This window comes from Roseateles chitinivorans (assembly GCF_002761755.1).
In the GTDB taxonomy this organism is placed as follows: Bacteria; Pseudomonadota; Gammaproteobacteria; order Burkholderiales; family Burkholderiaceae_C; genus Roseateles; species Roseateles chitinivorans.
The window spans coordinates 1-21802 of the sequence record NZ_PEOG01000083.1 but is presented as its reverse complement, the minus strand read 5'-3'; the positions used below and the strand labels follow the sequence as shown (position 1 = coordinate 21802).

The 21802-nt window shown below is 72.3% G+C and carries 12 protein-coding genes; 7 read left to right on the top strand and 5 right to left on the bottom strand.

Annotation, left to right across the window (positions count from 1 at the left end; genetic code table 11):
* Positions 1–60 precede the first annotated feature (60 nt).
* The 5 genes from CS062_RS22010 to glnE form a co-directional block, all read right to left on the bottom strand.
* Positions 61–711 carry a DUF4148 domain-containing protein gene (locus CS062_RS22010; protein ID WP_158238881.1) on the bottom strand — a complete coding sequence of 217 codons (651 nt, stop codon included), beginning with the start codon at positions 709–711 and terminating at the stop codon, positions 61–63.
* A gap of 344 nt (positions 712–1055) precedes the next feature.
* Positions 1056–6182: an ATP-binding sensor histidine kinase gene (locus CS062_RS22005; RefSeq protein WP_099863693.1), complete on the bottom strand. Its 5127-nt coding sequence runs from the start codon at positions 6180–6182 to the stop codon at positions 1056–1058.
* A gap of 177 nt (positions 6183–6359) precedes the next feature.
* Positions 6360–7244 (bottom strand): DMT family transporter, encoded by an 885-nt coding sequence (locus CS062_RS22000; RefSeq protein WP_099863692.1) that lies wholly within the window; start codon positions 7242–7244, stop codon positions 6360–6362.
* 9 nt (positions 7245–7253) lie between these two features.
* Positions 7254–7856, bottom strand: coding sequence for a rhomboid family intramembrane serine protease (locus CS062_RS21995; protein ID WP_099863691.1), 603 nt, complete (start codon positions 7854–7856; stop codon positions 7254–7256).
* Between the two features lie 20 nt (positions 7857–7876).
* A complete protein-coding gene (glnE, locus tag CS062_RS21990) occupies positions 7877–10639 on the bottom strand; it encodes a bifunctional [glutamate--ammonia ligase]-adenylyl-L-tyrosine phosphorylase/[glutamate--ammonia-ligase] adenylyltransferase (protein ID WP_099863690.1) in 2763 nt (920 codons plus the stop codon).
* A gap of 74 nt (positions 10640–10713) precedes the next feature.
* On the opposite strand from glnE, the gene CS062_RS21985 reads away from it, so the two are divergent.
* The 7 genes from CS062_RS21985 to CS062_RS21955 all read left to right on the top strand — a co-directional run.
* Complete coding sequence (locus CS062_RS21985) at positions 10714–14904, top strand: YhdP family protein (protein ID WP_143742447.1); 4191 nt, start codon at positions 10714–10716, stop codon at positions 14902–14904.
* Entirely contained in the window at positions 14901–15776 is an 876-nt protein-coding gene (locus CS062_RS21980; RefSeq protein WP_099863688.1) for a carbon-nitrogen hydrolase family protein, read from the top strand. The genes CS062_RS21985 and CS062_RS21980 overlap by 4 nt, the downstream gene beginning before the upstream one ends.
* Positions 15777–15909: 133 nt before the next feature.
* Positions 15910–16470, top strand: a complete 561-nt coding sequence (locus tag CS062_RS21975) for a hypothetical protein (protein ID WP_143742446.1) — start codon at positions 15910–15912, stop codon at positions 16468–16470.
* A gap of 140 nt (positions 16471–16610) precedes the next feature.
* Positions 16611–17618, top strand: a complete 1008-nt coding sequence (locus CS062_RS21970; RefSeq protein WP_099863686.1) for a methionine ABC transporter ATP-binding protein — start codon at positions 16611–16613, stop codon at positions 17616–17618.
* Positions 17615–18298 carry a methionine ABC transporter permease gene (locus CS062_RS21965; protein ID WP_099863685.1) on the top strand — a complete coding sequence of 228 codons (684 nt, stop codon included), beginning with the start codon at positions 17615–17617 and terminating at the stop codon, positions 18296–18298. Before CS062_RS21970 ends, CS062_RS21965 begins: the two co-directional genes overlap by 4 nt.
* A gap of 95 nt (positions 18299–18393) precedes the next feature.
* Positions 18394–19176, top strand: coding sequence for a MetQ/NlpA family ABC transporter substrate-binding protein (locus CS062_RS21960; protein WP_099863684.1), 783 nt, complete (start codon positions 18394–18396; stop codon positions 19174–19176).
* Between the two features lie 238 nt (positions 19177–19414).
* A partial coding sequence (locus tag CS062_RS21955) for an MHYT domain-containing protein (protein WP_099863683.1) occupies positions 19415–21802 on the top strand: 2388 nt, incomplete at its 3' end.

The following is a 21802-nucleotide window of genomic DNA, read 5'->3' as shown; positions in this document are numbered from 1 at the left end:
CGAGTCCGAGCGCCAGCGCGCAGGCGCCGACGGCGATCAGGGCCAGCGTCTCCATGGCCGTCAGCCCTGGCGGCCCAGCGCCGTCACCAGCGTCTGGTAGCGACCATCGCGCTTGAGCGCCTCGTAGCGGGCGCGGGCGGCGTCATGGGCGGCGGTGTTGGCGGACGGCTCGCCCTCGCTGCGGTCGAACGCGGCCAGGCCGGACTCGCGGTAGATCTGCAGGTCGGCCAGCACCTCGGCGCGGCTGAGCGGGCGTTCCATCATGTCCATCATCGTCAGCTGGTCATAGCGTTCCCGGGCGGCCAGCAGCGCGGCGGAGGTGTTGGACTCCTCGCCGTCGCGGCGTTCCGCATCGGCCAGGCCGGAGTCGCGGTAGGCCTTCAAGTCCTCGAGGACGTCGGCGCGGCTCAGCGCCTGCATCCGGGCCACCGGCAGGCCGCGCAGCGCCAGGTAGCGGCGGCGCGCCTCGCGCCAGGCCGCCGTGCCGACCTGCGACTGCGAGTCGTCGCGCTCCAGGGCGGCCAGGCCGGACTGCTGGTAGGCGGCCAGGTCCTGCTCCACCTGCGCGCGGGTCACCGGCGCGGCCACGGCGGGCTCGCCGGCGAAGGCGACCGACATCAGGCCGGCCAGCAAGGCGCCGCCGAAGGTGATGGCCACCACCAGGCGCTGCGGCTGGAAGCGCGGACGGGAAGTCAAAGGGGACGGATTCATCTTGAACTCCTTGGATCGGGAATGCCCGGCGGCACGGGCCCACCACCCTGTGCGGCGGCCCGCCGCCGGGACGGCAGATCGCGGTGCGCCGGGCCCGAGGACGCCGTCTCCGCGATGGGATCGATCGGACCAGAGCCCGGCCCGCGGGGCCATCCGACCGATCGGCGGTCCCGCCCATACCTGGGTTTCATCCCTCCCCTCCCGGTGGCGGCGCGGCTGACGCCAGCGGACGGGCCGGCTCATCCATCGCGTCGGGAGGGCCGGACCCAGCGCCCCAGGGGCCTGCGGCGTGCGGCCCCCTCCCGCCGGCACGTCGATCGCTGCTGACCGCGCCGCGGCCACGGTCAGGCGTCCGCCAGCAGGGCGGCACCGGCGGGATGCGGGACCGGCATCGCGCCCTTCATCCCGAAGCTCGGCAGGTGCAGCGTCACCAGCGTGCCGCCCTCGCGGCCCGGCTCGAAGGCCAGCGTGCCGGCATGCGCGTCGACGATGGACTTGCAGATCGCCAACCCCATGCCCATGCCGTCGGACTTGGTCGTGAAGAAGGGCTCGGTCAGCTGCGCCGCCGCCTCCGGCGGGATGCCGGTGCCGCGGTCCTCGATCTCGACGCGGATCAGGTCCGGCGGCGCCGCGCCCCACCGCATCGTCAGGCGGCGCAGTCCCTCGGGCATGCCGGCCATCGCCTCGGCGCCATTCATCAGCAGGTTGATCGCGACCTGCTGCAGCTGCACGCGGTCGCCGCGCACGCGGCAGGGCTGCGCCGGGCCGAGCACCGACAGCGTCACGCCCAGCTCCGCCATCGAGCCGCCCACCAGCGACACGCACTCGCGCAGCGCGTCGCACAGGTCGATGTCGGCGAACTGCGGCTCGGCCTTGCGTGCCATCGCGCGCAGGCCCTGGATGATGCTCTTGGCGCGCTTGGCGCTGATCCGGACATGCGCCACCATCGCCAGCGCCTCGCCGATGTCGGGCTCGTCGCGTTCCAGCCAGCGCGAGGCGGCACTGGCCGAGGTGTCGATGGCGCTCAGCGGCTGGCCGATCTCGTGGACGATGGAGGCCACCAGCTCGCCCATCGCCTTGAGCCGGCTCGCGCGGCCGAGTTCGGCCAGCGCGGCGCGCAGGCGCTCCTCGGCCTCGGCGCGCTGGCGGTTCTGGTCGACGAGTTCCTCGTAGAGCCGTGTGTTCTCCAGTGAGAAGGCCGCCTGCGACGCGATCACCTCCAGCAGCTCGGCCTTGGCCGGCGTGAACACCCGCGGCGCCAGGCTGTTCTCCAGGTACAGCACGCCGATCAGCCGGGCGTAGCGCATCATCGGCACGCACAGCAGCGAGCGCGGCCGGGCGCGCTTCACATAGTCGTCCTGCGCCAGTGCCAGGGCCTCGCGCGCGTCGTCGAACTGGGTCGCATGCTGCGTGCGCGCGACCGCATGGGCGATGGTCACCGGCAGCACCTCGGCGCTGAAGGCGGCCGGCGTCTGCGCGACCGCGATCTGCCCCGCGACCATGCGCGCGCTGGCCCGCACCGTCCATTCGCCGTCGCGCCACAGCGCGAGCGCGCCGTAGTCCGCACCGGCCGACTCGAGCGCGGTGCGCATGGTCGTCTCGACGATGCGCTCGGGCACGATGTCGCTCGCCAGCGCATGGGTGATCCGCAGCACCGCCTGGACATCGAGTTCATGCAGCCGGCTGGTGAGCCCTGGCGCATCGGCCTCCTGCAGCTCCGGATGGCGCTGCTGCAGCTGGCGCGCCTTGGCCGCCGCGCCCCAGCGCTGCCAGGCGGCCAGCGCGTGGCGCAGGTAGGCGCGGCGCTCGATCTCGCGACCGAGGCCGGCGTGGAAGGCCGCGGCCAGTTCCGCCGCGAGCGCCTCGACCTGGGTGAAGCCGTGACGCCGGGCCTGCGTCACCGCGGAGGAGAACAGGTCCGCTGCCTCGCCCTGGTGGCCCAGGGCGCGCGCCTGCTCGGCCAGCACCAGCGCGCGACGCGCGCCGAAGTTCTCCGGACATTCCGCGGCCCAGGCGTCCAGCGCCGCGAGATGGCGGCGCAGCGCGGCCTCCTGCGCGTCGTCGCGCTCGCGCAGCTGCAACAGCGCGAGCGCCCCGTAGAAGGCCAGGTCACCGCATTCGGCAAACTTGCGGGCGACCGCCACGCAGGCCTCGGCACGCCGGCGCGACTCGATCGCCTCGGTCAGATCGCCGAAGAGCAGGCCCGCCTGCAGCCGGTAGGTCCAGTAGGCCAGGTCCACCAGCGTCACCGGCGCGCCCTCGACCGGCTCGGCCATGCGCTCGCCGCGCGGCTCGCCGTCCTGCAGCATGCCCAGCAGCGTGCGCTGCGCCAGCACCGCGTCGACGACCAGCCGGAAGTTGGCATCCTTCGCGCGCGCCAGCGCGCCCTCGACGGTCTGGCGCACGTCTTCGAGGAACTCGCCCGCGAAGAGCATGCCGGTGGCCTGGTTGCGGCCGCAGTACAGCGCGAAGGTGTGGTCGCCCTCGCGGGTGGCGATCTCGAAGGCGCGGGCGAAGACCTCGCGCGCACCGCGGGCCGGCTGGGTCCAGGGCACGACGAAAGTCGCATAGGTGTGCAGCACGCGCGCCTGGTAGCGGCGCAGGCCGCGCTCGCCGATCAGGTGCAGCGCGAGCTCGCCGAATGCGCGCGAGCCGGCGAAATCGCGGTAGCGCGCGCCCAGCACCTGGATCAGGCAGACGTAGGCATTGGCCGAGGCGTCGCAATGGCCATGCGCGATCGCCAGCCGGACCAGGCGCAGCAGCATCAGGTCCACCAGCTGCTGGTCCGAGTACATCGCCGGCGGGATCAGGTCCGCGAAGATGTTGACCAGCGCCCGGCGGCGCGGATCGGGATCGATCGGCCAGCCGCGCAGCGCGTCGACGCCGTGTTCGTCGAGCCAGGCGCGCAGCGGCGCGTATTCCTCGTCCACCTGCGCCGCCGTCGGATGGCGCGGCAGCTCGATGCCGGCCGCGCTGGCCAGGAAGGCCAGGCCGATGTCCAGCGCCAGGTCGTAGCGACCCAGCGTCGTGTACAGGGCCACCCGCAAGCGGGCCACCTCCGCGCCGAACAGGCCGTCGCCGGCCAGGCCCTGCAGCGCCGCCAGGCGCATCTCGGCGGCCTCGAGCGCACCGGTCATGAACTCGGCCTCGCCGCAGAGCAGGCTGGCCTCCAGCGCCTCGGCACTGGTCTGCTCGTCGCCGAGCCAGGTCAGCGCCCAGCCGAAGAAGTCCAGCGCCGCGTGATGGGCGGTGGCCGCCTTGGCGCGCCTGCCGGCTTCGAGGTTGATCAGCGCGAAGGCGCGGTGCTCGATCGGATGCACCACCGCCGGCCGGGCGAGGTTGGCCTGGGTGGCGATCAGGAAGGCGGGGATGCGTTCGTCGTCGGCGGCGCGCAGCCGGTGCGTGATCGCCAGGTGCAGCGCGGCCCGGTCCGCTGGCGCGATCGCGCCGAGGACGGCCTCGCGGACATGGTCGTGGGTGAAGGCCCAGTCGCCACGATCGAGCGCCACGAAGCCCGCTTCCAGCGCCGGCGCCATCGAGGTCGCGAGTGCGCCCTCGGTGATGTCGACGGCCACCGCGAGCAGGCCCGGCGCGGCGCGGTCACCAAGGCAGGCCATCGCGCGCAGCAGCGCGAGCGCCGCGTCGGGCAGCTCGTCGAGCTCGCGAGCGAGCAGCTCGCCGACATCGTGGACCACCGGACAGGCGGCGGTGCGCTCGGCATGCCAGGCCCAGCGCGTCGTCGCGGGGTCGTAGGCGAGCAGCCCCTTGGCGACCAGCCGACCCAGCAGCCGGCGGATGAAGAACGGGTTGTGGCCGGTCAGCTCCTGGACCATGTCCAGCAGCGGGCCCAGCGCCGAGACGTCCTGATGCAGCACTTGCGCGACCAGGGCGCGCACCGCGTCGCCGTCCAGCGGCCGCAGCGCCAGGTGGCAGGCACCGGCGCGGGTGAACAGCGGTGCCGCCCGCAGCGGATGCGGCGCGTCCGCCTCGCTCGACCGCATCGATCCCGCCAGCAGCAGCGGCGCGTCGGCGTGGTCGATCAGCAGGCGCTCCAGCACCTTGAGCGTGTCGACGTCGGCCCATTGCAGATCATCGAGCAGCAGCACCAGCGGACGTTCCGGCCGCGCGAAGGCGGCGAACAGCCGGGCCATCGCACGCAGGACGATCTCGCGTTCGAAGACCAGCGCCGCATCGCCCGGCACCGGCACGGCCGGCCCGTCCTGCGGACCGAGCACGGCGGCCAGCCCCGGCACCCAGCCGGTGAGCGTCGCGCCGACCGGTTGCGTCGCGCGGCGCAGACGGTCCCGCCAGGTCTCGAAGTCGGCCTCCGCGCTGCCGAGCACGCCCTGCAGCAGCGGCTCCAGCGCACGCGCCAGCGCGTCGAAGGGCAGGCCGCTGCGCGCGGCGTCGCACTTGCCGGCGGCCACCAGCGGCGCGACCGGCTGCCGCATCCGCGCGACCGCTTCGCGCAGCAGCGCCGACTTGCCGATGCCCGGCCCGCCCCACACCCAGGCGGTGCGGGCGCCGTCGCCCTCGGCCACCGCCCGGTAGAGCGCGGCGAGCTGGCCGAGCTCGTCGTCGCGGCCGACCACCGGGCCGGGTTCGTGCGCACCGGCCAGCGCGGCCCCGGCATCGAGCACGAAGTCCGGGATCGTGCCGTGGCGGCGCAGCAGCTCGTCGCAGCTGCGCAGGTCGGCCAGCAGGGCGCCGGCGTCGGCATAGCGGCGATCCGGCGACTTCTGCAGCAGGCGCAGCACCAGGCGCGACAGCTGCGCAGGGACCTCCGGCCGCAGCGCATGCACCGGCGACGGCAGTCGGGTCGCGTGGGCATGGATGCGTGCAGCGGCGCTGTCGCCATCGAAGGGCGGCGCGCCGGTGAGCAGTTCGTGGAACAGGCAGCCGAGCGCGTAGAGGTCGGCGCGCGCGTCGACATCGATGTTCATCCGCCCGCCCAGCTCCGGAGCCATGTAGTCGAAACGGGCGTCGTCCCAGGCCAGCGCTTCCTCGCCGCGGGCCTGCGGCTCGCCCTGGCGCAGCGCGAAGCCGAAGCCGGTCAGCACCGCCTTGCCGGCCGCCTCGTCGACAAGGATGCAATCCGGACCGAGCGCACGATGGACGATCCCGGCCGCATGCATGCCGGCGACCGCGGACACGATCGCCCGCGCCAGGCGCAGGAAGGCCGCCGGCGCCATCGGCGGCCGCGCGGTTTCGCCGAGCAGCCGGCCGCCCGGGTCCTGAAGCAGCAGCACGACGCCCTCGCCGCTGGGCTGCAGCGCCTGCGGCACCGCTGCCCACTCCGGCTGGAGCGCGCCGCGCAGCGCGTATTCCCGCTGCAGCAGCGCCAGCGCGGCCGGCGTCTGATGGCCGCGTCCGGCCACGAGGACGGACGGACCGCGCTGCGGACTCGCCCGGTGCAGGCGAGTCCCGCGCGGGGTCAACTCGAGGAAAGGGAGGCGGGCAAGGTCGTTCATCGCGGCGTTTCAATGTAGGGAACACTACATGAACTTCGATGATATGGGCCGACCCCGGCGACCGCAAGGCGACGCTGGCGCGACAGCTCCCTCGAAAGAGTTAGTCCGAGGGTTTGCCTGGAGTCGACGGAGGGAGCACGTCGCGGCGTGGCGCCGCCCGCGAACGAAGGACGGCGCTCAGCGATTGACCATCACGATGCCGGCCGCGAGACCGGCGAGCGCGAGCATCAGTCGCGGCGTGATCGGCTCGCCGAGCAGCAGCGCGCCGGCCAGCAGCCCGAACAGCGGCGTGCTCAAGGTGAAGCTGGACAGCCGGGTCGCCGGGTAATGGCGGATCAGCCAGAACCACAGCAGGTAGCTGGCGAACGACACGATCACCGCCTGGAAGCCGAAGAGGCCGACCAGCCGCCAGGACCAAGCCGGCGGCAGCGCCTCGCCGGTCGCGAGCGCGCCCGCCGCGAGCGCCAGCGCGGACACGCCGAGCTGGTACAGCAGCGTCTTCTCCGCGCTGGCCGAGGACAGCCGCGTCGCGCGGATCGCCAGCGTGGTACCGCCCCACAGCAGCGCGGCCAGCACGCCCAGCGCATCGCCGAGCCACTGCATCGCCTGCCCCGTGCCGTGCAGGCCCTCGCCGAAAGCGAACGCCACCGCGCCGAAGGCGATCAGCAGCCCCGCCGTCTGGCGCATCGTCAATCGCTCGGCGGGCGAGATCAGCGGCATGCCCAGCGCGACGACGAACGGCGACAGATAGAGGAAGACGACCATCCGCGACGCCGTCGTGTACTGCAGCCCGACGAAGATGCAGGCGAACTCGGCCGCGAACAGCAGCCCCGCCAGCAGGCCACCCGGCAGGCTGCCATCAGGACGGAACAGCGCGATGCCGCGCGCCACGGCGAACCCCCACACCAGCAGGCCGGCCAGGCCCGAGCGCAGCGCCGCCTGCCACAGCGGGCCGATCTCCGTGAGCGCGGCCTTGGCCGCCACCTGGTTCAGGCCCCACAGCACGCAGCATCCCAGCAGGATGACCACCGCCGCGCCGTCGAGTTGCTGCTTGCGTTCCATGGCGCCGGATCATGCCCGGCGGCGTGTCCAGGCCCGCGCGGCCAACGCACACAGCAGCGCGGCCGCGACACCCGCGACCAGGCCGGTGAGATGCGACAGCGGTGCGATCGCGATGTTCCAGCCGTCCCAATGCCGCAGCGCCGGCCCCGCCAGCGGACGCTCCGCCGCGACCTTCATCGTCAGCCCCAGCCCGATCAGCATGCCGATGACGCGTTCGCGCCCATGCGAGGCCCGCATCCGCATCATCCCGATCGCTGCGACGGCGACGCCCGCATGCAGCACGCCCGAAGCGCCGCCGAAGCGCTCGAGCGACGGTTCCACCAGCAGCCCGATCTGCGTCAGCGGCCAGGCCAGCAGCCAGGCGATGGCGTCCCGCGGTCCCAGCCGCGCGGCGACGCCCAGCAGGCCCACGACGGCGCAGCCGGCCAGGTTGGCGATCAGGTGCTGGGGACTCCAATGCAGCCACGCGGCGGAAAACGCGCGCCACGGCTCGCTGGCGGCGAGCCCGGGCCGCCATTCGAGCGCCGCCTGCGCCGGCGCGGGCTGGACCCAGGCGACCAGCGAGCCGATCGCCAGCGCCGTCGCCACCAGCAGCCACGCGCGTCCCGGCATCGGGTCCTCGTCCGCGGGCGTCAGCCGAAGACGGCCCGCCAGAGCGCCAGCACCGCGTCGCGCTGCGGCGCGAGTGCCGCGGCGGCCTCGCCGTCCAGCGCGGTGGACTGTTCGTCGAGCCGCGCGCGGTGCTGCACGCGGCGCAGCTCGCGATAGGCATCCGCGGCCTCGCGGCCGACATCGGCAGGCAGCAGGCCGGCGGACTCCGCACGCTGCAGCAGCGCGATGTTGCCGGCGTTGGCCAGCAGCTCGGGATGCCGCGCCGAATGCGCCAGGATCAGGTACTGCAGCGCGAACTCCGCGTCCACCATGCCGCCCGGGCTGTGCTTCACGTCGAAGAAGCCGGCCCGCACCGAGCGCGCGGCCCGCAGCTTCTCGCGCATCGCGACGACCTCGTCGCGCAGTGCCGCCGGATCGCGCGGCGCGGTTAGCACCGCGCGGCGGGTGGCTTCGAAGCGCTCGGCCAGCGAGGCGTCGCCGGCGCAGAAGCGCGCCCGCGTGATCGCCTGGTGCTCCCAGGTCCAGGCGGTGTTGCTGCCGCGACCGCCCTGGTAGTTCTCGAACGAGGACAGCGAGGTCACCAGCAGCCCGGAGTTGCCGTTGGGCCGCAGCGCAGTGTCGATGTCGAAGAGCTCGCCGGCCGCGGTGCGGATCGTCAGCCAGGTGATCAGCTTGCGGATGAACGCGCCGTAGATCTCGGCGGCGTTGTCGTCCTCATCGTCGAAGAGGAAGACCAGGTCGAGGTCGCTGCCGTAGCCCAGCTCCTTGCCGCCGAGCTTGCCGTAGGCGATCACCGCCAGCCGCGGCGCCGGACGGTGCTTCTGCTTGAGGCGCTGCCAGGCCCAGTCCAGCACGCATTGCAGCGTGGCGTCGGCCAGCAGCGACAGCTCGTCGGCGACCTGCTCGACGCTGATCTGGCCCTCCACGTCCCGCACCAGGGTGCGGAAGACCTCGGCGTGATGCGCGCGGCGCACGCTGTCGAGCAGCGCGTCCTCGCTGGCCTCGCCATGCTCGGCCCAGGCGTCGTGACGCGCCTGCAGGTCCTGGATGAAGGCCGCGCCATCGAAGCGCTCGTGCAGCAGCCGCGCGTCGGCCAGTTCGTCGATGACGCCGGGATGCTGCATCAGGTAGCGCATCGGCCAGCGCGCCAGGCCCAGCAGCCGCAGCAGCCGGCCCTGCACCGCCGGCCGCTCGACCAGCAGCGCCAGGTAGCTCTCGCGGCGCAGCAGCGGCTCGATCCAGTCGACGAAGCGCTGAGCCGCGTCCAGCGTGCATTCGCCCTGACGCACCGCCAGCGCGGCACGACCGACCAGCTTCGCCAGCCGCAGCCGCGAGTCCTCACGCAGGTTCTGCACCCGCGCCTGCTGCGCCCAGCGCCGCACATTGGCGGCCAGCTCGGGTTGCAGCTTGTCGAGGAACTCCTCGCTGTCGATCGGCAGCGGCGGGCCGCCGCACATGCCGTTCTTGCAACTGCCCTTGCCGGGCGCGACGCCGTCATGCAGCAAGGCGTCGAACTCGGTCGCGACCAGCTCGCGCACCTCCATCAGCCGATCCAGCAGCGGACAGGCATGGCTGTTGCAGCTCAGGCACAGGCTGCGGGCGATCCAGCCGATGTCCTCGTCCGACGCCGGCAGGCAGTGGGTCTGCTGGTCGTCCAGGTACTGGATGCGGTGCTCGACGCGGCGCAGGAAGTCGTAGCCCTTGGCCAGCGCGGTGGCGGTCTCGGGCTTCATCAGGCCGCGCGCGGCCAGGCGCGTCAGCGCCTTGAGCGTCGAGCGGGTGCGGATCTCGGGGAACTGCCCGCCGCGCACCACCTGCAGCAGCTGGACGATGAACTCGATCTCGCGGATGCCGCCGCGCGACAGCTTCACGTCGTTGGCGCGCTCCGGCCGGCCGGCGGCGCGGCGCTGGGCCTCGTCGCGGATCTTGCGGTGCAGTTGCCGCAGGCCCTCGAAGACGCCGTAGTCCAGGTAACGCCGATAGACGAAGGGCGTGACCAGGCTGCGCAGCTGCATCGCGCGGCCGTCCTTGACACTGGCGCGCGGCGCGACGATGCGGCTCTTCAGCCAGGCGAAGCGCTCCCACTCGCGGCCCTGGACGAGGAAGTACTCCTCCAGCATCGCCATGCTGACCGCTGGCGGACCGGAGTTGCCGTTGGGACGCAGCGCCAGGTCGACGCGGAAGACCTGGCCGTCCTCGGTGACGTCGCCGATCAGCGTCGACAGGCGGCGCGAGAGCTGCGCGAAGTATTCGTGCGCGGAGATTCGCTGGCGGCCCTCGCCGCCCTCGGTCTGGCCGTCGTCCTCGTAGACGTAGATCAGGTCGATGTCGGACGAAACATTCAGTTCCCGCCCGCCGAGCTTGCCCATGCCGACGACCCAGAAGTCGATGTCCTGGCCGACCGCGTCGCGCGGCGGGCCGTACAGCGCGTCGAGTTCCGCGCGGCAGTGGGCGACGCCGATGTCCAGCGCCACCTCGGCCAGGTGGGTCATCGCCTGGGTGACGTCGGTCATCGCCGCGCCCTGCTCGACGTCGAGCACCGCCAGCCGTTCCATCACCAGCTGGCGCATCACCCGCAGCGCGGCGGGCAGCGGACGACCGCCTGCGCGCAACCGGTCGACGACGGCACGCATGACGGCGTCATCCGGCAGGCCGGGCGGCAGCAGGGTCAATTCGGCCGCGTAACGGCGGCGGATGCGCTGAACGAATCGGCTGTGGTCCGCGGTCGCGGCCGGCGTCGAAACGCTTGCCGGATCAACGGTTGCCGGGGCAACTGAATCCATCGGTAAAGAAAGCTCTCGCTGGCTCATGGCCGGAAATGGCTGTGCTAGATTCGGCGACCGCCGTCCCCTCTTACATGTCTTCGTCCGCCGTCACCAGTCCTGACTCCGGTTCCGCGGTCGCGAAGCGACGCTGGTGGGCACGCTGCGCCCTCTGGCTCGGCCTGGCTTCGCTGGGCCTGTTCTCCCTGCTGATCGCGGCCTGGCTGGCATTGCACTGGGCGATTCTGCCGCACATCGACGACTGGCGGCCCCAGCTCGAAAAGCAAGCCACCCAGGCATTGGGGGTACCCGTGAAGATCGGCGCCATCAGTGCCCGATCGTCCGGATGGATCCCGACGCTGGACCTGCGCGACGTGCGCGTCATCGAGGCCTCCGGCCGGGAGGCGCTGCACCTGCCCCGCGTCAGCGCCGCGCTGTCGCCGCGCTCGCTGCTGGCCTTCGAACTGCGTTTCTCCCAGCTGCTGCTGGACAGCCCCGAGCTGCTGCTGCGTCGCGACGCGCAGGGCCGCGTCTTCGTCGCCGGCCTCAGCGTCGACGGCCCGTCCGACACGCAGGCCTCCGAGGCCGCGACCGACTGGTTCTTCGAGCAGCACGAGTTCGTCATCCTCCACGGCCGCATCCGCTGGGTCGACGACCTGCGCGCCGCGCCGCCGCTGGAGCTCTTCGACCTCAACCTGGTGCTGCGCAACGGCCTGCGCCGTCACCGGCTGCGGCTGGACGCGACACCGCCGGCCGGCTGGGGCGAGCGCTTCACCCTGCGCGGCGAGTTCACCCAATCGCTGCTGGACCGGCCCGGCGCGGTGCAGCGCTGGAGCGGGCAGCTCTTCGCCCACCTGCCGCGCACCGACGTCAGCGAGCTGCGCCGCTACGTGGACCTGCCCTTCGAGCTCAACGAGGGCGACGGCGCGCTGCGCGCCTGGCTGGACGTGGACCGCGGCGAGCCGCGCAGCCTGACGCTGGACATGGGCCTGCGCGCGGTGAAGCTGCGCGTCGCGCCCAGCCTGCCCGAACTGGCACTGGCCCGGATCGGCGGCCGGCTGGTGCTGAAGCAGACGCCGCAGTCGCTCTCGCTGGAAGCGAAGCAACTCGGCTTCCAGGCCGGCGACGGGCTGGACTGGCCGCGCTCGGACTGGGCGCTCGACGTCAAGCGCGACGCCAGGACCGGCACGATCACCGGTGGGGACTTCCAGGCGCAGCAGCTCGACCTGGCCCTGGGGGCGCAGATCCTCGCCCGCCTGCCGCTCGCGGAGACCCAGCGCCAACTGATCGCCGACATGAAGCCGGGCGGCCTGCTCAATGCGCTGCAGCTCCATTGGGACGGCCCGCTCGACGCGCCGCGCGGCTATCGCGCCAAGGGCCGGCTGCAGGGCCTGCAGCTGGCGGCCGCGACGCCGGAGGTGCCGTCGGATCCAGCCTCCTCGCCACCGACCGGCCGGCCCGGCGTGCGCGGCGCCGACCTGCAGTTCGAGGCCACCGACCAGGGCGGCAGCGCGACGCTGGCCGTGACCGACGGCGAGGTCACCCTGCCCGGCGTCTTCGAGGAAGCCACGATCCCGCTGAAGCAGGCGCAGGCCAGCGTCCACTGGCGCGCCCAGCGTCCGGTGGCGGTCGGCGGCGGCAAGCGGGCGCCGATGCCCAGCGCGACGTCCCTCCCGGCGACCCGTCCGCTGGCAGCGGCCTCGGCGACCGCGGCCGCGTCAGCACAGGCGCCGGCCGAGCCCGCCACGCGCTGGACGGTCCAGTTCAACGACGTGCGCTTCGCCAACGACGACCTGCGCGCCGAGCTGGACGGCAGCTGGCAGAGCGGCGACGGCAAGCGCCCGCATGACCACGGCCGGCTGGACCTGACCGGTCGCATCGACGAGATCCGCGCCCCGCGCGTGCTGCGCTACCTGCCGGCCTCGATGGGCCACGACGCGCGGCGCTATGTCCGCGACGCCATCCGCGATGGCACGGTGCACAAGATCCAGGTGCGCCTGCAGGGCGACCTGCTCGACTTCCCCTTCGATGCGCCGCGCAGCAAGGGACAGTTCCGGGTGTCGGGGCAGGTCCGCGGCCTGAGCCTGGCCTACGTGCCCAGCCATCCGGCCGAGGGCGAGCTGCCCGCCTTCCAGTCACCGTGGCCGGCGATGGAGCAGCTCGACGCCGAACTGGTCTTCGACCGCGCCGCGATGAGCATCCGCAACGCCAAGGCCCGGCTGATGGGCGTGGACCTGGTCAACGTGCAGGGGTCGATCGCCGACCTGTACCACCACGCGCCGGTGCTGGAGATCGACGGCCAGGCGCGCGGCGCGCTCGCTGACGCCCTGCGCTATGTGAAGGCTTCGCCGGTGGCGGCGCTCACCGGCCATGTGCTGGACGCGACCACGGCGACCGGTCCGATGGCGCTGAAGCTCAACCTGCGGCTGCCGCTGATGCATGTCGACGACACGACGGTCCGGGGCCTGGTCACGCTGACCGGCAACGACGTCCGCCTCCGGCCCGACACGCCGCTGCTCGGCCAGGCGCGTGCCCAGGTCAGCTTCGACCAGAAGGGCCTGCAGATCCGCGGCGGCCAGGCCCGCGTGCTGGGCGGCGAGGCCAGCTTCGACGGCGGCAGCCTGCCCGACGGCACGATGCGCTTCGCCGCGCAGGGCACGGTCACGGCGGATGCGCTGCGCAACGCGCCGGAACTGGGGCTGCAGCAGGTGGCGTCGGTGATGACCGGCCAGGCGGCGGTGCGATTCGAGTTGGGCGTGCTCAAGAACGGGCAGACCGAGATCGCGGTGACCAGTCCGCTGCAGGGCATCGCGGTGAACCTGCCGGCCCCGATGCACAAGGCGGCCGAGGAAAGCTGGCCGATGCGCATCGCCACCAAGGCCTTGCCGCCGGCCGGCGCCGCCTTGCGCGACGAGTTGCGCGTCGAGGCCGGCCCGGTGCAGGCGCTGTACCAGCGCGACGTGACCCATGAGGCCAAGGTGCTGCGCGGCGCGATCGCGGTGCGCGAGCGCGCGCCCGAGTTGCCGGCGCAGGGCGTGACGGCGCGCGCCAGCTTCGACCAGTTCAACGCCGACGCCTGGCAGTCCGCGCTGCCGGGGCTGACCGGCGCCAAGGCCGGCACGGAACTCGATGGCACGGCCGAAGGCGGCTATGCGCCGACGCAGCTGACGCTCAAGGCGCAGACGCTGCAGGTGGCGGGCCGCACGCTCAACGGCGTGACGGCCGGCATCTCCCACGACACCGGCGCCGGCTGGCGCGTGTCGGTCGACGCGCAGCAGCTCAGCGGCCTGATCGAGGTCCGCGCGGCCAAGCCGGACCAGCCGGGCCGCGTCTTCGCCCGGCTGTCGCGCCTGTCGGTGCCCAAGAGCGATGCCGATTCGGTCGAGCAGCTGCTGGACAAGCAGCCGCGCTCGGTGCCGGCGCTGGACATCGTCGTCGAGGACTTCGAGCTGCGCGGCAAGCGCCTGGGCCGCCTCGAGATCGACGCCCAGCAGCAGAGCGAGGCCCGCGACTGGAAGCTCAACCGGCTGGTGCTCAAGAGCCCGGACGCGACGCTGAGCGCCTCCGGCAAGTGGGCGCCCGAGCCCGGCCAGGCGCTGCGCCGCACCGAGCTCGACTGGAAGATGGAGGTCGCCGACGCCGGCAAGCTGATGGAGCGGCTCGGCCAGGGCCAGGTGCTGCGCGGCGGCAAGGGCGTGCTGACCGGGCAGGTGGCCTGGCAGGGTTCGCCAATGTCGCCGGACTACGCCAGCATGGGCGGCCAGCTCAATGTCTCGATGGAATCGGGGCAGTTCCTCAAGGCCGAGCCCGGCGTGGGCCGGCTGCTGGGCGTGCTCAGCCTGCAATCGATCCCGCGGCGGCTGATGCTGGACTTCCGCGACGTGTTCTCCGAGGGCTTCGCCTTCGACAACGTCACCGGCGACATCCGCATCGCCAAGGGCGTCGCGCGCAGCGACAACCTGCGCATGAAGGGCCTGCAGGCGGCGGTGCTGATGGAAGGCAGCGCCGACCTCGCGGCCGAGACGCAGGACCTGCACGTGCTGGTGCTGCCCGAGATCAATGCCGGCGGCGCGGCGCTCGCCTACGCGGCGGTGAATCCCGCCATCGGCCTGGGCGCCTTCCTGGCCCAGTGGCTGCTGCGCAAGCCGCTGGCGGCCGCCAACTCCGAGGAGTTCCGCGTCACCGGCACCTGGTCCGATCCGCGCATCGAGCAGCTGCCGCGTCGCGCGCAGCCGCAGGGCAGCTACAACAACGCGACCACCGCGCAAGGAGAGTCCGTCCAATGAGCACCCCGACCCCGCAAGCGGCCCGGCCGGTCACGGTCGCCGCGATCCAGATGGTCTCCGGCCCGCGGCTGGAGGAGAACCTCGAGCGCGCCGGCCACTGGATCGGCGAGGCCGCGCGCCAGGGCGCGCGGCTGGTGTCGCTGCCCGAGTACTTCTGCCTGATGGGCCACAAGGACACCGACAAGCTGCCCTACGCCGAGCGCCCCGGCGACGTCGACGCGCCGATCCAGGGCGCCTTGCGGCGCGCGGCCCGTGCGCATGGCGTGTGGATCCTCGGCGGCACGCTGCCGATGGCGATCGACGGCGCGTCCGTGCCGGCCGAGCGGGTGCGCAACACCACCTGCGTCTTCGCGCCGGACGGCACGATGGCCGCGCGCTACGACAAGCTGCACCTGTTCTGCTACGACAACGGCCGCGAGCGCTACGACGAGGGCCGCGTGCTCCAGGCCGGCGAGGCGCCGGTGAGCTTCGACGCGCCGATCGCCGACGGCCCCACGCTGCGCGTCGGCCTGTCGATCTGCTACGACCTGCGCTTCCCGGAACTCTTCCGCGCGATGAGCTTCGGCGGCCCGCGGCCGCTGGACCTGATCAGCGTGCCGGCCGCCTTCACCTACACGACCGGGCAGGCGCATTGGGAACTGCTGCTGCGTGCCCGCGCGGTCGAGAACCAGGCTTACGTCATCGCCGCCGCCCAGGGCGGCACGCACGAGAACGGGCGCCGCACCTGGGGCCACAGCCTGATCGTCGACCCCTGGGGCGAGGTGCTGGCCTGCCTGCCCGAGGGCGAGGGCCTGGCGATCGCCCGCCTCGATCCGGCGCGGATCGCGCAGGTGCGCGAGCAACTGCCGGCGTTGCAGCACCGGCGGCTCTAAGCCGCAGCCGGGCCTGGCTCCGGTGCGGCGATCCGGCGCCGGAATCCGGCCCACTTCGGGCGATCGACGCCCGCTTCCCGGAGGCAAGATGCCCGGCATGATCGACCGCCGCCCTGCCCGTCCCCTCCGTTCCGTGCCTGCGCTGCTGGCCGCCACGGCCTGCGCCTGCGCCTGCGCGCTGCTGGCGGGCTGCGGCACGCCGGCCCGACCGCTGGAGTCCGCGCTGACCGACATGGAGTCGCTGCAGCTGCGCTCCTGGCTGAGCCCACAGCTGCGGCGCAACATCGACCTGCTGCCGGTGAACGGCGGCCAGGAGACGTCCCGCTGGTGGGGCAGCCGCATCAACGCGATGACGCTGAACCAGACCTATCAGGAATCGCTGCGGCGCCTGGGCCTGATGCCCGACGTGCCGGATACCGGCCGCTACCAGCTGCAGGTCGAGCTGCTGGCGCTGGCGCAGCCCAATGTGCCGGTGCTGCCGGAGGTCGCGATCTCGGTCCGCTACACCCTGACGGAGCGTGCCGCCGGCGGCGGCAAGGTGCTGTACCAGCGCATCCTGCGCACGACGCAGAAGGCCAGCCTCGACGACAGCCTGAATCCGTCGGAGCAACTGCGCATCGCCACCGAGGCCGCGCTTCGCAACAACATCGCGGATCTGGTCCGCGACCTCGCCTCCCTCTCCCTGCCTGGCTAGCCGGCATATGCATATAAGCATTGATTGCTTGCCAATTGCCGGGTAATCCCTAAGCATCACGGGTTTTCGCCCCAAAAAGGCGCATGTCGGCACAGGGTCGCGAAAGGCGGCGCGCCGACGCGAGCGTCCGTCTTCCGTCCGTGATCGAACTCCAACAGCTGCACAAGTCCTATCAGGTCGAGGGTCGCCGCGTTCCCGCGCTGCAGGGCATCGACCTGCGAATCCAACCGGGCGAGGTGTTCGGGATCATCGGCGCCTCGGGCGCCGGCAAGAGCACCCTGCTGCGGGTGATCAACCTGCTGGAGCGTCCGGACAGCGGCCGTGTCATCGTTGCCGGCCAGGACCTGCAGGCACTGGACGCGGCCGGCCTGCGGGCGGCTCGCCAGAAGATCGCGATGATCTTCCAGCACTTCAACCTGCTGAGCTCGCGCACCGTCGCGCAGAACGTCGCCTGGCCGCTGCGCATCGCCGGCTGGGACGCGGCCCGGATCGCCCCACGGGTGAAGGCCCTGCTGGCCCGCGTCGGCCTCGCCGACCAGGCGGACAAGTACCCCGCGCAGTTGTCCGGTGGACAGAAGCAGCGCGTCGGCATCGCCCGTGCGCTGGCCCTGGACCCTCAGGTGCTGCTCTGCGACGAGGCCACCAGCGCGCTCGACCCCGAAACCACCCGCTCGATCCTGGACCTGCTGGCCGAGCTGAACGACGAGCTGAAGCTGAGCATCGTGCTGATCACCCACGAGATGGACGTCGTGCGCCGCGTCTGCGACCGCGTCGCGGTGCTGGAAGGCGGGCGCATCGTCGAGCTGGGCCCGGTGGCGCAGGTCTTCCTGCATCCGCGCTCGGACACGGCCCGGCGCTTCGTGCTGGCGGCCGAGCATGTCGACGAGGGCGAGCAGCGCGACGACTACGCGCATGTCGCCGGCAGCCTGTGGCGCCTGACCTTCTTCGGCGAACGCACCTACGAGCCGCTGCTGGGCGAGGTCGCCCGCCGCGCTCACCTGGACTTCGGCATCCTGGCCGGCCGCATCGACCGCATCAAGCGGCAGCCCTACGGCCAGTTGACCATCGCCGTCAGCGGCGGCGACCGCCAGGCCGCCCGCCAGTTGCTGGCCGAGCGCGGCGTGCAGGTCGAGGAGCTGCGCGCATGAGCCCGGCGCCGTCCCTGATCGAGACCCTGCGGGCCATCGACTGGCCCGAGATCGCCACCGCCAGCGGCGACACGCTGCTGATGCTGGGCGGTTCGCTGCTGTTCACCGCGCTGCTGGGCCTGCCGCTGGGCATCGCCCTCTACCTGTTCGACCGCGGCCGGCTGGTGTCCTCGCCCCGGCTGTATGCGCTGCTGTCGCTGGTGGTGAACGTGCTGCGCTCGCTGCCCTTCGTGATCCTGCTGATCGTGCTGATCCCCTTCACCCTGCTGGTGACCGGCACCTCGCTGGGCGTGGCCGGCGCGATCCCGCCGCTGGTCGTCGGTGCGACGCCCTTCCTGGCCCGGCTGGTGGAAACCGCGCTGCGCGGCGTCGACCGCGGCATCGTCGAGGCCGGCCTGGCCATGGGCGCCAGCACCCGCCAGATCGTCGTCCAGGCGCTGCTGCCCGAGGCCCTGCCGGGCATCGTCTCGGCGCTCACGGTCACCGCGATCACGCTGGTCGGCTACACGGCCATGTCGGGCGTCATCGGCGGCGGCGGCCTGGGCGACCTGGCGATCCGTTTCGGCTACCAGCGTTTCCAGACCGAGGTCATGGTCGTGACCGTGGTGCTGCTGCTGGTGCTGGTGCAACTGCTGCAGATGCTGGGCGACTGGCTGGTGACCCGCGTGTCGCACCGCTGAGCCCGTCCGGCATCGACAGAACCCCGCCTCCCCCTTTTCAGCGCCGATCGCCCCAAGCAGGCGAACGGCATCGTTCCTCAGAGGAGTTTGCAAGCATGAAGAAGCTGTTCGCCGCGACCGTCGCGGCCCTGTCCCTGGCCGCCGCCGGCACCGCCTTCGCCGAGAAGCTGAGCGTCGCCGCCACCGCGGTGCCGCACGCCGAGATCCTGAACCTGATCAAGCCGGAGCTGGCCAAGCAAGGCGTGGAGCTCGAGGTGAAGGTCTTCACCGACTATGTCCAGCCCAACGTGCAGGTGGCCGAGAAACGCCTGGATGCCAACTTCTTCCAGCACAAGCCCTACCTGAACGAATTCAACAAGGGCAAGGGCACGCGGCTGGTGGCGGTCGCGGCGGTGCATGTGGAGCCGTTCGGTGCCTACTCGACCAAGCACAAGACGCTGGCCGCGCTGCCCGAGGGCGGCACCGTCGCGATCCCCAACGACCCGACCAACGGTGGCCGCGCGCTGCTGCTGCTGGACAAGGCCGGCGTGATCAAGCTCAAGGACAAGGCCAACATCCTGGCCACGGTCAAGGACATCGCCGACAACCCGAAGAAACTGAAGTTCCGCGAGATCGAGGCCGCCACGCTGCCGCGCATCCTGCCGCAGGTCGACCTGGCGCTGATCAACACGAACTATGCGCTGGAGGCCAAGTTGAACCCGGCCAAGGACGCGCTGGCGATCGAGGGCGGCGAGTCGCCTTATGCCAACTGGCTGGTCACCCGCGACGACAACCAGAACGCCCCCGCAGTGAAGAAGCTGGCCGCGGCGCTGCAGAGCGAGGCCGTCAAGCGCTTTATTCAGACCCAATACAAAGGCGCCGTCGTCCCCGCCTTCTGACGGCTACTGCGCGGGCCGATCTTGGGCCTGCGGTGCTCGCCGTACGGAAGTACGGCTGCGCGCCGCAGGCCCAACCTCGGCCCGCTCGCGACGCCGTCATCGCGCGGTGGCGGATGTGGCGCACAGCGCCCCGCAATCGCGGGGCGCTTTCATTTGGACGGCGGTTATCGCGGATTTGTGCCGGTCCACGCGTACGGCTTGTTGGCACCATGGCGGCCTCCTCCTTCCTCGCCTGTCCGTGTCCGAGCTCTCCGCGGCCCTGCCGCAGTTCTTCCTGTTCCGCGATGGCGCCCCGACGCTGCTGCTCACCGGCCACTACGACTGGGCCCTGGTGCTGCTGTCGCTGGCCGTCGCCTCGCTGACCTCGGCGCTCGCCCTGCAGGTCGCCGGCATGGCCAAGCCGGCCACCGGCTGGCGCCGCCAGTCCATCCTGGCCACCGGCGCGCTGGCACTCGGCGGCGGCATCTGGTCGATGCACTTCATCGGCATGCTGGCTTTCCAGCTGTGCGCCCAGATCGCCTTCGACGCCGCCATCACCGCCGCCTCCATGGTCCCGGCGCTGATCGCCTCCTGGGTCGCGCTCGCCCTGCTGTCACGCCGCGAACTGGACCGCTGGCGCCTGGTCGCTGGCGGCGTACTGGTCGGCGCCGGCATCGGCGCGATGCACTACACCGGCATGGCGGCGATGGAGATGTCCGCCGCGCTGCGCTATGACCCCGCCTGGTTCGGCGCCTCGATCGTGGTCGCGGTGCTGCTGGCGATGCTGGCGCTGTGGATCCGCTTCGGCCTGGCGGGCCGCCTCAGCCGGCCCTGGGCCATCGCGCTGGGCGGTGTCGTGATGGGCGGCGCCATCGCGGGCATGCATTACACGGCCATGGGCGCCGCACGCTTCGTCGGCCTGCCGGACGGCCCCTGCAACACCTCGATCGAGAACGCCGGCTGGCTCGCCCTGGCGGTGACCGTGATGGCGCTGGCCATCAGCGCGATCACCGCCGGCGCCAACGGCCTGCTGGTGCTGCGCCGGCTCAACACCGAGCTGGTCGAGGAACGCGGCCGCATGCTGCTGATGGAAACCGCGCTGCGCGACAGCGAGACCAAGTACCGCACCGTGATCGCCAACAGCCCCGGCGTGACCTTCCGCTGCCGGCTGGACGAGAACTGGTCGATGCTGCTGATCAACGACGCCGTCGAGGACCTGACCGGCTGGACCGCGCGCGACTTCCTGGAAGGCCGTCAGCATTTCGCCGCGCTGATCCATCGTCACGACCAGGCGCGGGTGAACGCCGCCGTCGAGACCGCCGTCGCCGCCGACGCGCCCTATGCGCTCGAATACCGCGTCCACACCCGCGAGGCCGGCGAGCGCTGGGTCTCCGAGCGCGGCCGCGCGGTGCGCGATGCCCAGGGCACGCCGCAGTGGATCGACGGCGTGATCCTCGACATCACCGAGCCCAAGCGGCTGCAGCGACAGCTCGAGGAGGCCAAGGAGCGCGCCGAGTCCGCCGCCGCCGCCAAGAGCGCCTTCCTGGCCAACATGAGCCACGAGATCCGCACGCCGATGAACGCCATCCTCGGCTTCACCGAGCTGCTGCTGGACACCACGCTGACCGAGGCCCAGCGCCGCCACCTGACGACGGTGCGCGGCTCGGCCCGCTCGCTGCTCGCGCTGCTCAACGACATCCTGGACACCGCCAAGCTCGACAAGGGCGCGATGGAGCTGGAGTCGGTCGACTTCTCGCTGCGCACCGTCTGCGAGCAGGCGTTGAACTCGCTGCGCCTGCTGGCCCAGCGCAAGAACCTGGCGTTGCACCTGGACTACCCGTCCACCGAGCCGCGCTTCTTCCAGGGTGATCCGCTGCGGGTGCAGCAGGTGCTGCTGAACCTGGTCGGCAATGCGATCAAGTTCACCGAGCGCGGCCTGGTGACGCTGCGCATGCGGCACGAAGGCGGCCAGATCCACCTGGCCGTCGTCGACACCGGCATCGGCATCGCCTCCGACCGGCTGGACCGCATCTTCGACGCGTTCGCGCAGGCCGATGCGTCCACGACCCGCCGCTTCGGCGGCACCGGTCTGGGCACCACCATCTCCCGCCAACTGGTCGAGCGCATGGGCGGCCGCATCACCGTCGAGAGCGAACTCGGCCAGGGCAGCACCTTCCATGTCTGGCTGCCGCTGCCGGCCGGCAATGCGGCGCGCGCCGAGGCCGAAGCCACCGAGGCCGCCGTCGCCCTGCCGCCGCTGCGGCTGCTGGTGGCCGACGACGTCGCGCAGAACGGCGAGCTGCTGCAGCTGGTGCTGGGCCGCGAGGGTCATCAGGTCACCCTGGCCGCCGACGGTCTTCAGGCGCTGAAGGCCTTCTCCGACGAGCGCTTCGACGCGGTGCTGATGGATGTGCACATGCCGGGCCTGGACGGCCTGGGGGCGACGCGGCGGATCCGCAACTTCGAGCATGCGCAGGGCCGCGGCCACACGCCGGTGGTCGCGCTCACCGCCAGCGTGCTGGAGGAAGACCGGCAGGCCGCGCTGGCCGCCGGCATGGACGGCTTCGCGGTCAAGCCGGTGGAGCCGGCCCGGCTGTTCGCCGAGCTCGCCCGGGTGCTCGGCCTGACGCCGGTCCGCGGCGCCTCG